The following is a 12,586-nucleotide window of genomic DNA, read 5'->3' as shown; positions in this document are numbered from 1 at the left end:
CGACCGCAGACAAACGAATTGAGTCACATTGAAACGCTACCGTTTTACTTTGAAACGACTAGATGAAACGCTAAACTTACTCGACCCGTTTCGCCACCCTGCCGCTCCTCATGGAAGAACCCACAAAGCCACGCCGGCCCGTGATCATTGGCGTCAGCGCCTACCAGCTCGCGGAGCACATCCGCGACGTGGGTGCGACGCTTCACGCGCGCGCGCAAGTGAGCGTGGTCGACGCGCATTTTGATGAGGCGCTCGCCGAGATTCAGCGTCGGCACGAATCGGGGCCGTGCGACGTCGTGGTTTCAGCCGGCGCAAATGCTGAATTCCTGCGTAGCCACTTGTCGATTCCGGTGGTCTCCGTACGCGTGGGCGGCCATGACGTGATGGCCGCTATCGTCCGGGCCAGGGCAATCTCCGAACGCATTGCCGTGGTGCTCCACCGCGATGCGGGTGATGACATGGCGAAGTTTGCGGAAGTGTTCGCTTTGCCAATTGCTTTTCGGTCGTACGAGTCTGCCCCGGACGTCCGCAACGTGATTGACGAGTTGCGGCGCCTGGACACGCGCGTGGTCGTGGGTGCGGGCGTTGTCATGCAGGCGGCAGCCGCAGCGGGTATGGCAGGCGTGTTCCTCTATTCCGTCGACTCGGTGCGACTTGCGCTGGAAGACGCTATCGCCCTGGCGAACGCGAAAGCGGTCGAGCGCTCGCGGTATGCGCTGCTGAACAGCGTCCTTTACCACCTTGACGATGGCGTTGTCGCGCTGGATGCCGCCGGCAGGCTGATCGCGGCCAATCCCGCAGCGGAGAAATTAGTTGGCAGTCCCCTCATCTCCTCTACCGGGGAAACGCTCTCGCTACCATTCCCTGCCTTGCGTCCAGGACGCGCCCTGTCAGATGGCGAGCATGACAGCGGCGCCGTTGAGGAGATTGACGGACGTACGGTAATTATCGATCGAGCGCCGCTGTACGAAGGGAATGTGCGTGTTGGCGCGGTACTGACACTTCGCCAGCCGACACGCGTCGAGAGGGCCTTTAACAGGCTCCGAACGCATCGGTACACGCACTCGCAAACGGCCAGATACAAGCTTGAGGACATCGTAGGCGCCTCGCCAGCCATGGCCGCCACCATTACCCGTTGCCGAGTTGCGGCCGAGCGCAGCGATGCTACCGTCCTGATCACGGGGCCAACCGGCGTCGGCAAGGAACTGCTTGCCCAAGGCCTGCATAACGCCAGCCGCCGACGGCGGCACCCGTTCCTGGCGGTCAATTGCGGCGCATTGCCTGAGACGCTGCTGGAGACGGAACTCTTTGGCTATGAAGAAGGCGCATTCACCGGCGCGCGGCGCAACGGTAAAGCGGGCTTATTCGAAGCCGCCAATGAAGGAACGGTCTTCCTCGACGAGGTGGCGGAGATGCCGTCGCTATTGCAAACGCGGCTGCTACGCGTCTTGCAGGAGCGAGAAGTAACGCGAGTTGGCGGTACCGACACCCTGCAGGTCAATGTCCGCATCGTTGCCGCCACGCATCAAGACCTGTGGGAGCGCGTGCGCGAAGGCGCCTTTCGGAAAGATCTCTTCTATCGCCTTAGCGTTCTGCGCGTCCAGGTGCCACCACTGTGCGAGCGCCCCGAGGACCGCGACGCTCTCGCAACGGCGCTGGTAAGTGCGGCGATGCGACGGGTGCAGCTCGCAGACTTGCTTGACGCTGTTCTGCCTGCCGCCCTGATCGTCGCCAGACAACATGACTGGCCAGGTAATGTTCGCGAGCTTGAGAACTTCGCCGAGCGTGTTGCCATGGCTTGTCTCGAAGCCGGCACGGCAGTTCCAGCAAGACAACTGGACGCGCTTCTCGACCGTGATCCGGACCACTACGATTCACTGGCCCCTATGCCTGGGCCGCCCGACACCACGCTCTCTGGCATGACCATCGCCAATGTGAAGGAGATTCTCAAGGAGTGTGGAGGAAACCGTACCGAGGCCGCAAAACGCTTGGGTATTGGTCGCTCCACCCTCTGGCGCCTCCTCAAAAATTAGCGATTGCTCAACAATTTGCTCTGTGCAGCGGGGCCACGCGGCCGCTATGGCGATCAGCGAGTAATCAGACACCGTTGACCAAACGGCCGCTAGGCGGCCGCACCGTTTGCTAGCATCGCCCATTTCCCTGGTTTCATCATCATGAAATTATGGAAATGACACCACCCGACGGCCCCGCCAGGCTCTGCAAGAATTTTTATTAGGGTTTATACCCACTCTCGTCTCCTCCCTACCACCGAAGGGATTCCAGCCCGCGCTCGCAGCGGGCTTTTCTTCTTTATGCGCCAGGCATGGCGCGCAGCGCAGTAACTCCTGGCGCTGTCTGACCGGCTGTGGTGGCCGGTTGGACGACTTGGGGTTGAAAGTCCTCTACACACCCGGCATGCATCGACATTCGCCGAATTCAGGACTCCCAACAACGCGCCCGCGGTCGCGTGTCGGCCTCCACAGACGAACTGTGCTCATCCTGCAGACGATCGTGCATCGTCTCGCAGCGGATCAACATCATTGTCGGAGGTTCCTCATCCGCATCGGCTACGGCTGTCTCTGCGGCACTGCGCAGATATACTTGGCGGGAGACAATGGCGACGATCACGATGATGGCGCCGACGCAGAAGGCCTGGGCCACAAATTGAAGGTATCGTGCCATGGAAATCGCACCGGATAGCAGGAGGTAATTTGGTGGCGAGACTACACGAAGATGCTACGCGACTGTGCTACGCCTGTTGCAGGATTGACACCGCCCTGCTTTCGCCGTAGCGAGGCCGGACGGCGCCTTCCGTAACACCACACTGGGCTTGATGAGCATGCCAAAGACGATCGCGCCCCTACCGCGCGGCCACTACTGGGCCACGCCGCACGCACCCTTCCCACTGGACGGTCCAAACGGCCATGACGAAGTGTTCCCTGGCGCCCACTGCGTCAGCGACGGAAAATGGGTCACCTTTCATAAGAACGGGGAAGAGGTTTGGGCGTGCAATGCCATGTATGCCGCGGCCCATTTCGACCTCGCTCCAGTTCCTAGCGCCTGCGCGTCGAAAGCCGACTGAGGTGCCGGTGATGAAGGCAGACCTCTGCCCTCTCCCCCGCGACCAAACACACCCCAGTGTGCGGGCAATTTTTTCGCTGTACGGGCGCTATGTCGAATGTGCCGTGACAGACTTTCCGGGGGTGAAAACCCTCGCCGACTGGCTACTCAGATTGCCAGACTGTACGGCGTTAGGATCAACACCGTTTGCGTCAGGCTTTGCGCCGAAAGGGTGGTCAAATACTCCGAAGAAGACTTCGGTGGATTCTTCAAGGATGCACGGTGTTCGGCCACTGCCGCCAGGACCTTCCCTTCCCCTGCATTCAGATCAAAGAGGTCCACTACGAAATCGTCCGAGTGGCCGCACGTCGACAACGGGTCGGTAAGAAGCGGCCAGCACGAGCAGCCTCGCCTGGCGGGCGCAGGGAAATTCGCGACAGCTTGGTCGACGGTGAGCGCGCTCCGGCTGATGACAGAAGCGCAATTATGTCTAAAGATTGGATGGACCTAACGCATGCGAGCGCGACCGCCGGAGTCGGTCCGGACACCGCTCGTGGCCGTGTGCCGTCACACGGCCATGACAATGGAGTCGCACCGCCCGCGGGGGCCACCACCCCTTTAAAGTACCTTAACAGCCACTCGCGGGGCAAGTTGATTTACGCTGATGTGTAGCACTCTCTCCGACTCCCTCACAGCGGTTGGCATTCGCCCCTTCGTTGCATACGCCTTCCGGGGATCTCCGGTCTAGAATTGCTGATGAGATCAGCACACGCCTGTCCGACAGCCATGCATGTAGGATCGTCGGCAGGTGGCCAAACGTAGCAGCCAGGGGGAGCGATGGTGTCGGCAGTGAGCTCCGGCATGCGTCTTGGACACTATGCAATCGCGGCTGGAGTCGTCTTCGTCGGCCTGATTATCTTCGGGCTCTTGGCAGACATCCTTGTCGAATGGCTGTGGTTTTCCTCGATCGGCTACGCCAGCGTTTTCCGGGTCGTCCTTTCCGCTCAGGCGCTGCTGTTTATTGCCGTGTTTGCGATCTCGGCAGGCACCATATGGTTGGCAGGGTGGCTGGCGCATCAGTTTGCAGGGAGCTCTCATGCCCTGGCCTCGCACGGCTTTCTTTCCGGAAGGCCACAATTCATTGGCGAGCCCGGCGACCTCATGGCGCGCATTCCCTGGGGAGCCAGCATTGCCGGGGCCGCTCTGCTCCTCGGACTGGTCATCGCAGGGAGCAAAATCCCCCAGTGGGACATGGCCCTTCGCTTCCTGCATCAAGTGCCTTTCGGCGAGCCGGACCCGATCTTCGGCAAGGACATCGGCTTCTATCTCTTCTCTTTGCCCGCCTATATTGCGCTGAAGAACTGGCTGCAACTACTGCTGCTCTGCAGTACGGCCATTTCAGGCGTGATCTATGGGGTGCGCGGCGACATCGCGCTCGCGCCGCTGACCCCGCGGCTCTCTCCCGCCGCTGCGGCTCATGGCTCTGTACTTCTTGGCCTGTTCTTCGTGCTGAAGGCCTGGTCCTATTGGCTCGATCGCTATCTTCTGCTTTACGGCGATAACGGCGTCGTGGTTGGCGCAAGCTATACCGACATACACGTCGAGCTGCCGGTCCTTTGGCTGCTTATTGGACTTGCCATTGCTGCAGCCTTCGGATCGTTCGCCAATGTACGCCTGCGCGACTATCGAGTCCCCGCCGTCGCGGCCCTCCTGGTGTTTGGCGGCTCATTTCTGCTTGCCACGATCTACCCGGCGCTGTTCCAGCGATTCTATGTCAAGCCAAGCGAGCTGGAACTGGAAGCCCCTTATATCGCGCAAAATATCGCACTCACCCGGAGGGCCTATGGCCTTGAGCAAATCACGGTCAAGCCATTCCCGGTCGAGCAGGGGCTGAATCTCGGCTCGATCCAGTCCAATCGCGCGACCATCGACAATGTCCGCCTGTGGGATGTGGGGCCGCTGCTGGATACCTATGCACAGTTGCAGGAGATCAGGACCTACTACAAATTCCTCTCGTTGGACATCGACCGCTACCGGCTTGATATCGGCTACCGACAGGTGATGCTGTCCGCCCGTGAACTGGAGCAAGCGAAGCTTCCGGCGAATGCCAGGACCTGGGTGAACCTGCACCTGCTGTTCACCCATGGCAGCGGCATCGTGATGTCGCCGGTCAACGAGAAATCGACGGAAGGCCTGCCTTCCCTCTATCTGCGCGATATTCCACCGGTCGCCAGTGGCGGCCCGCTCATCCAGGAACCGCGCATCTACTTCGGTGAAGGCCGTCACGACTATGTCGTCGTGAACGGCAATGTGCCGGAATTCGACTACCCGACCGGAAAAAATAATACCTACACGGTCTACAAGGGGCGCGACGGCATTGCCATCGGCAGCATTGCGGAGCGCACCCTCTTCGCCTGGCAGTTCGGTGATCCCAACATCCTGCTTACCGGATACGTCACGGACAAAAGCCGGATCCTGATCCACCGCAACATCCAGGACCGGGTGCACACAATCGCCCCATTTCTGAGTCTGGACCAGGATCCATATATCGTCGCGAGCGGCGGGCGACTTTACTGGATGCAGGATGCCTATACCACCAGTCGCTGGTTCCCCTACGCCCAGCCAGGTTTCGGCGCCGATTCCAACTACATCCGCAATGCAGTCAAGGCGGTGATCGATGCGTATGACGGCACCGTCGATCTCTATGCCAGTGACCCAGTCGACCCGATCCTGCGAACGTACCAGCGCATCTTCCCCGGTATGTTCAAGCCTCTGGCAGCCATGCCGGCGGACCTGCAGCAGCATATCCGCTATCCCGAGGACCTGTTCCGGATCCAGGCGAAACTCTACGGCGCCTACCATATGGACGCGCCCGAAGTGTTCTACAACCGCGAAGATCTTTGGCAGTTCCCGCGGGCATTGGCCGGTATCGACAGCGGAAACGCCCCCGGCGCGCCAATGTCGCTCATGGCGCCTTACTACATGATCATGCAGCTCCCCGGTGAACCACAGGCCGAGTTCATCCTTATGTTGCCAATGGTGCCCAGTCAACGCGACAACATGATCGCCTGGCTAGCGGCACGTTGCGATCCGCCTGAGTATGGCAAGCTTGTCGTCTACGCTTTCCCCAAGGAAAAACTGGTCTACGGTCCCTTCCAGATCGAGGCGCGCATCCAGCAGAATACCGAGATCTCGCAACAGATCTCGCTGTGGAACCAAATGGGTTCCCGCGTCATCCGCGGCCACCTTCTGGTGGTGCCGATCGGGAACTCGATCCTGTATTTGTCGCCGCTCTACCTGCGCGCGGCGTCCGGCCAGTTGCCCGAACTGAAACGGGTCATCGGTGCCTATGGTGATCGTGTGGTGATGGAGAATACGTTGGACGAAACCATCGCGGCGCTCTTCAAGGAGGCCGGTCCCACGGCTTCACCTGCCGGTGGTTCAACGGACGCGCGCGCCCTAGACGCTCTCGCACATTATGGCCGCGCCATTGAGCACCTGAAGGCAGGAGACTGGAGCGGCTTCGGCTCAGAACTTGATGCACTCAAATCGCTGCTCGAAGAGATTGGTGCCGCGCGCCCCGAGGATCGAAGGTGACTTTCTCCTGGCGGGCCAAAGTCCCTTAGCGGCCATCAAGCGCCAATCGCTGGCGCTTTCGCTCAGACGTTCTGGCGTCGGCTCTGCCCCCTCACCAGCCATCCTGCGGTTCTCTATGAGCCTTAACCTAGTCGCCCGCCTCTTCAATCCCTAGGGCAGGCTCCTGCACACTTAATTGTTTGGCAGTTCACTGGATCCTCACGACGACCTTGCCCTTCGCGCGTCCCTGGGCCAGGTATTCAAGCGCTTCCTTCGCTTGCTCGAATGGAAAAACCTTGTCGATCACCGGACGAACGTGTTCCGACTCGAGGAGTCCACCAATTTCGGCGAGTTGGGCGCCGTCGGGGCGCACGAATAGAAACGAGTAAGTGACGTCCTGCTTTATTGCAAGGCGCATGATTTTTCGGCTCATCAAGCCGAACACGAACGTTAAAAAGAAATTCAGGCGTCGTGCGCGGGCGAAGGCGGCGTCCAACGGACCGATGAGCGAGACAATCTTGCTCCCTGGATTGAGAATGCCGACGGCTTTCTCGATCGCCTCGCCCCGCAGCGTACCGAGCACCACGTCGTAGCCGCGCAGCACTGTCTCGAAGTCTTCCTTCTTGTAATCAACCACCTCGTCTGCGCCCAGCGCGGTGACCAGTGGGACATTGCCCGTGCTGGTGGTCGTTCCTACCTTGGCACCAAGGTACTTTGCTAGCTGGATCGCGAACGTGCCGATACCGCCCGACCCCGCAGGGATGAACACCTTCTGGCCAGCTCGAACATTGGCGCGCTCCTTCAATGCTTGCCACGAGGTGAGGCCAACCATCGGAACGGAGGCGGCCTGCACAAAGTCGAGCTTGGCCGGCTTCGGTGCGGCAACGCTTTCCGGCACCGCTGCGAATTCGGCGATCGAGCCTCTGCCAAGATCGAAGAGGCTGGCAAAAACGGCATCGCCCGGCTTGAAGCGCGTCACGCGACTGCCGACCTCAACCACCACGCCTGCAAGATCGCTGCCTAGCGTGGCCGGTAATTCGAACTTCAGGATGGGCTTGAACGTGCCCGCCGGAATCATGTTGTCGATTGGGTTCAATCCCGCAGCGTGGACCTGCACCAGCAGTTCATCAGCCTTTAACGTTGGGCGCGGAACGTCGGCAAACTCGATCTCAGGCGACCTGCCATAGCGTTTGAATGTGAGTGCTTTCATGTTGCTCTAACCAATGTGGGGTGCTGCCAGGAACGCCAGCGCCTTCGACACGAAGTCGGCGTGGTATTGAAAGATGCCGCCGTGCCCGGCGTCTTCGTAGATGACCAACTGCGCATGGGGAATGCGGCGGGCCATGTCGCGACTCAGTGTGGTGGGCACCATGATGTCGTTGTCGCCATTGGCGATCAGGACCGGCATGCGCAGGGCGGCGAGATCCTGCGGCACCTGCTGGCCCCAAGCCTTAATCGCCTTGAGCTGCCGCAAGAAAGCGCGAGGTGTCGGTCCCCTGTCGCGATCGGCGTGGCGCTCCTTCAGCCTTTTCAGGAAGGCGCTTGCTGCCTGCCGGCCGTTGGCCGTGGCAGTGAAAAAGAGATAGGTCTTGGGGTCGCGTAGCGTCAGCAGGCCCTTGAGTATCAGCGGCCACGACACCGCACCGACACGATCGATGCCCTGACCGCCTGCGGGACCCGTGCCGGTAAGGATGAGCTTGCGCACCAGGCCCGGCGCCTTCAGGGCCACGTCCTGCGCCACGAAGCCGCCAAGCGAAAAGCCGAGCAGATTGACTTGATCGAAACCCATCGCGCGGATCACCGCGATGGTGTCGCGCGCCATCTCGTCCACGGTCGCTGGCGCGGTGCCGCCGGATAAACCGATTCCGCGATAGTCGATGGCAATAACGTGATGCTCGCTAGCCAGGCCATCTATGATGCGCGGATCGAAGTTGTCCAGCACGGCGCCCCAGTGGTTGAGCAGGACCAGCGGGACACCGCCATGCTGTCCCAGTTCGCGGTAAGCGAATGTGGTTCCACCCGCTTTGACGAGGTTAGTCTGAGCGTCGACATAAGACGTCTGCAGCGCTTTTAAGGTCATGGTCGCTTCTCGTCCGGGGGGGACGCCCCAGTCATTGTGGCGGTCAGGCTCCGGACCGATAGCGTTCGGCCGCCTGGGCTTGTCGAATGTCCGACATGAGCCCTTGACGCGCGCCATCCAAAGCGTCCCACCGCGCCGCCACGTGGAGCGGCGGGATAGTCACGAGTTCGCGGCGATCGAAGCCGACCAGTGCCGCATCAACCAGTTCGCCGACTTCCATCACCTCGGGAAGCGTATTGACGTCGATGCCGGAGCGCCCCCATATTTCCGTGCGGGTCGTTGCCGGGAGCACCGCCTGCACGTAGACGCCGCTGGGCGACAACTCGAGATTCAATCCCTGCGACAGGAACAGCACAAACGCCTTGGTGGCGCCGTAAATCGACATGCCGAACTCGGGCGCGAAACCTACCACCGAGCCGATGTTGACGATTGCGCCGGTACCCGACTGCACGAAGCGCGGAGCGACCGCGGCAGCGAGCCGCGTCAGCGCCGTGGTGTTGAGCATGATCACGCGTTCGATGGCCTCAGCGGTCTGCTGCACGAAGCCGCCCGACTGAGCCATCCCGGCGTTGTTGATCAGGATGCCTATGCGAGCGTCCTCGCGCAGACGAGTCTCGACCGCGGCTAGGTCGGCGGGCCGGGTAAGGTCGGCCTGCTGCACATCCACGGCCACACCACTTTCTTCACGCAGCCGAGCGGCCAGCGTGTCGAGGCGCGCCTTGTCGCGTGCAACCAGCACGAGATCGTGGCCGCGGCGCGCGAAGCGCTCTGCGTAGGTGGCGCCGATGCCGGAGGAGGCGCCGGTGATGAGAACAGTCGGAAGCGTGGTCATGAGTAATTTCCCCTTTTTCAAGAGCGGTTCGGATGCGGACGCAAGCAGCGCGCCTCAGGCGGTGATGGACGGGTAATCGGTGTAGCCCGCAGCGCCGCCACCATAGAGCGTGGCGAAGTCGGGCTGGGCCAGCGAGGCGCCGGCCTTCAGGCGTTCGACCAGGTCTGGGTTGCTGATGAAGGCTCGGCCGAAGGCGAACAGGTCTGCCTTGCCCTCGTTGAGCCTGGCGGTGGCGAGTTCCTGGTCGTAGCCGTTGTTGGCCAGGTAGGTTTGCCCGAAGCGGCGACGCAGCGCGTCGTAGTCAAACGGTGCGACGTCACGCGGGCCGCCGGTCGCGCCCTCGACTACATGCAGGTAGACGACGCCCAGCGCGCTGAGCTGCCCGGCGATGTAGTCGTACTGCGGCTGAGGATCGCTGCTCGAAATGCCATTTGCTGGGGACACAGGCGAGATGCGCACACCGGTGCGATCGGCGCCGATTTCTTCCACCACTGCCGCGACGACTTCCAATAGCAGGCGCGCACGTTTCTCGATCGAGCCGCCGTAGGCGTCAGTGCGCTGGTTGGCCCCGTCTTTGATGAACTGCTCCAGCAGGTAGCCGTTGGCACCGTGGATCTCCACGCCGTCGAAGCCGGCGGCCATGGCATTGGCCGCGGCTCGACGAAAGTCGGCAACGATGCCCGGCAATTCGTTGAGTTCAAGGGCCCGCGGCGGCGACACGTCGACAAAACCGTTGTTGACAAAGGTCTTCGTCGCCGCGCGGATGGCCGAAGGCGCGACCGGCGCCGTGCCGCCAGGCTGGACATCGACGTGCGAAACACGGCCAACGTGCCAGAGTTGCGCGAAGATGCGGCCGCCCTTGGCATGCACAGCCTCGGTGACCTTGCGCCAGCCGGCGATTTGCTTCGGTGTGTACAGGCCCGGGGTGTTTTGATAGCCCTGAGCCTGGGCTGACACTTGAGTGGCCTCCGTGATGATCAGGCCGGCCGACGCGCGCTGGGCGTAGTAGGTGGCGGCCAGTTCGCTGGGCACCAGCCCCGCGCCTGCGCGATTGCGGGTCAGTGGTGCCATGACAAAACGGTTGGCAAGGGTCAGGCGACCAAGGGTGTAGGGCTCAAAAAGCGTCTTGTCGGTCATGTTGCATCACCTTGGTGTTGGAAAGTTTCACAATGATGATGGTCATAATCTTAACTGTCAAGGTTTTGATGATGATTGACATCAATGTACAATGGAGCCTTCGCAGAGATGAAACCCATCGTGGTCAGCAAATGAAGATCACCAAGGCACAGGCACAGGCCAACCGGGAGCACGTTGTCGCGACGGCGTCGAAGATGTTTCGGGAACGCGGCTACGACGGGGTTGGCGTTGCCGATCTGATGGCCGCCGCCGGCTTCACCCACGGCGGCTTTTACAGACAGTTCCGCTCCAAGGCCGACCTGATGGCGGAATCGGCGGCCTGCGGCATCGCGCAAACGGTGGCACTAAGCGCGGGGGTAAGCGCGACAGAGTTCGTGCGGTATTACCTTTCTCGCGAGCACCGCGACACCCGCGCGACCGGTTGCACGATGGCCGCACTAGGCGGGGATGCCGCGCGTCAGCCAGAAGAGGTTCGGACCGCGTTCGCGGCCGGCATTGAAAGCCTGCTGGCTGCGCTGAGGGCCGAGGACACTGTTTCGGACGAAGCCGATCCGGGTCGGGCGCGAGCGCGGTCCCTCGACACCCTGGCGCACGCGGTGGGCGCCCTCGTCATGTCGCGGGCCTGTCCGGACGACTCGCCGCTGGCCGACGAAATCCTGGCGGTTTGCCGCGAGGCGATCCTCGCGTCACTGAGCGCATCCACGACAGCAAGCACGCCTTCGCAAGACGGGCGTACTTCTGGCATTGAGCAACCGGCCGATCGCCAGAAAACCAGCGGGGGCAGCGCAACCTCACCGCCAGAACGATAAAGAAGGCCAAATAGGCGGGCACAACCCGCGTAGAGATAACTCCATGGCAGGGCTGCGCAGTCCATCTGCATGAATCCGAGCAAGGCCGAGGCTGCGCCTGCTTTCTGCGCGAACGGCCGCGCTCTTGCGCTCCATCATCACCAGGCTGTAAGACAGGCTCTGCGCCAGCACCAGCCCGTCCAGCAAAATCACCATCAGCCGCGCGAACAGCGTGCGCGGCCATGCCGGCAGCTTGCGCGCGCGCCCGCTCATGCGCGCTCCTCGCGGATTTCAACCGTGGCGCTGAACACATAGCCGCCGTTGCGCACGGTCTTGATGTAGCGCGGCTCGCGCGCATCGTCGCGCAGGCGCTGGCGCAGGCGGCTCACCAGCAGGTCGATCGAGCGCTCGAATAGTTCGGCGTCGCGGCCCTGGGTCAGGTTCAGCAACTGGTCGCGCGTCAGCACGCGCTGCGGATGATCGACGAAGACCCGCAGCAGGCGGTATTCCGCGCCGCTGAGCGCGACGATCACGTCCTGCTCGTCGAGCAGGTGGCGCGCGTTGGTGTCGAGCCGCCACGGCCCGAACGCCAGCATGGTGGCCGCCTCGGTGACCTGCAGGTTGGGCGGCAGCATGCGCGTGCGCCGCAGCACCGAGCGGATCCGCGCCAGCAGTTCGCGCGCGGCGAACGGCTTGACCAGGTAGTCGTCGGCACCCATCTCCAGCCCCAGGATGCGGTCGGCTTCCTCGTTGCGGGCGGTCAGCATCAGCACCGGCAGGTTGCGCCGCTCGCCCGCGCGCAGGTCGCGGCACAGCGCCAGGCCATCTTCGCCGGGCAGCATCAGGTCCAGCACCACCAGGTCCACCGAGCCCTTGTCCAGCGCCGCGCGCATCTCGCGCCCGTTGGCGGCCAGCGACACGCGCATGCCGCTGCGTTCAAGGTAGGCGGCAACCAGTTCGCGGATTTCGCGGTCGTCGTCGACGATAAGGATATGGTCCTGCGCGGTCATGGAGGGTCCCGGAATCGAAGAAGGAAATGGGGGGCGGCCGGCGCCGGCAATGGCCGGCGCGTGGCCCGGTGCCGCAATTATGCGGCGCTGCCGGCGCGCTTTG

The 12,586-nt window shown here is 62.1% G+C and carries 9 protein-coding genes and 1 pseudogene; 3 read left to right on the top strand and 7 right to left on the bottom strand.

Translation table 11 applies throughout. The annotated features are described in order from the left end of the window. Window positions 1-110 precede the first annotated feature (110 nt). A complete protein-coding gene (gene prpR, locus ACOCMH_RS08360) occupies window positions 111-2,033 on the top strand; it encodes a propionate catabolism operon regulatory protein PrpR (RefSeq protein ID WP_427306460.1) in 1,923 nt (640 codons plus the stop codon). Window positions 2,034-2,436: 403 nt separating this feature from the next. On the opposite strand, the gene ACOCMH_RS08355 is transcribed toward prpR, so the two are convergent. Next, a complete protein-coding gene (locus ACOCMH_RS08355; protein ID WP_427306459.1) occupies window positions 2,437-2,682 on the bottom strand; it encodes a hypothetical protein in 246 nt (81 codons plus the stop codon). 1,215 nt (window positions 2,683-3,897) lie between these two features. Between ACOCMH_RS08355 and ACOCMH_RS08350 the strand changes: the two genes are divergently transcribed. After that, entirely contained in the window at window positions 3,898-6,657 is a 2,760-nt protein-coding gene (locus ACOCMH_RS08350) for a UPF0182 family protein (protein ID WP_427306458.1), read from the top strand. A gap of 187 nt (window positions 6,658-6,844) precedes the next feature. On the opposite strand, the gene ACOCMH_RS08345 is transcribed toward ACOCMH_RS08350, so the two are convergent. From ACOCMH_RS08345 to ACOCMH_RS08330, 4 genes are read right to left on the bottom strand one after another with little or no spacing between them, the layout of a single operon-like run. Further along, window positions 6,845-7,846, bottom strand: a complete 1,002-nt coding sequence (locus ACOCMH_RS08345; protein WP_427306457.1) for an NADP-dependent oxidoreductase — start codon at window positions 7,844-7,846, stop codon at window positions 6,845-6,847. 6 nt (window positions 7,847-7,852) lie between these two features. Then, window positions 7,853-8,716, bottom strand: coding sequence for an alpha/beta fold hydrolase (locus ACOCMH_RS08340; RefSeq protein ID WP_427306455.1), 864 nt, complete (start codon window positions 8,714-8,716; stop codon window positions 7,853-7,855). A gap of 43 nt (window positions 8,717-8,759) precedes the next feature. Next, window positions 8,760-9,548, bottom strand: a complete 789-nt coding sequence (locus ACOCMH_RS08335; RefSeq protein ID WP_427306453.1) for an SDR family NAD(P)-dependent oxidoreductase — start codon at window positions 9,546-9,548, stop codon at window positions 8,760-8,762. Between the two features lie 54 nt (window positions 9,549-9,602). After that, on the bottom strand, window positions 9,603-10,685 hold the full coding sequence (locus tag ACOCMH_RS08330) for an alkene reductase (RefSeq protein ID WP_427306451.1): 1,083 nt from the start codon (window positions 10,683-10,685) through the stop codon (window positions 9,603-9,605). Window positions 10,686-10,816: 131 nt separating this feature from the next. Between ACOCMH_RS08330 and ACOCMH_RS08325 the strand changes: the two genes are divergently transcribed. Then, window positions 10,817-11,494: a TetR/AcrR family transcriptional regulator gene (locus ACOCMH_RS08325; RefSeq protein ID WP_427308404.1), complete on the top strand. Its 678-nt coding sequence runs from the start codon at window positions 10,817-10,819 to the stop codon at window positions 11,492-11,494. Between the two features lie 117 nt (window positions 11,495-11,611). Here ACOCMH_RS08325 and ACOCMH_RS08320 read toward each other — a convergent pair. Next, window positions 11,612-11,746 (bottom strand): annotated as a pseudogene (locus ACOCMH_RS08320) (two-component sensor histidine kinase); the annotation flags it as partial. Further along, window positions 11,743-12,483, bottom strand: coding sequence for a response regulator (locus tag ACOCMH_RS08315; protein ID WP_171513541.1), 741 nt, complete (start codon window positions 12,481-12,483; stop codon window positions 11,743-11,745). The pseudogene ACOCMH_RS08320 and the gene ACOCMH_RS08315, both read right to left, overlap by 4 nt. Window positions 12,484-12,586 lie beyond the last annotated feature (103 nt).

Origin of the sequence: Cupriavidus sp. H39 (assembly GCF_050271075.1) — a bacterium.
Classification (GTDB): Bacteria; Pseudomonadota; Gammaproteobacteria; order Burkholderiales; family Burkholderiaceae; genus Cupriavidus; species Cupriavidus necator_B.
The sequence above is the reverse complement of the archived record's forward strand: the minus strand, read 5'-3'. Positions and strand labels throughout refer to the sequence as shown.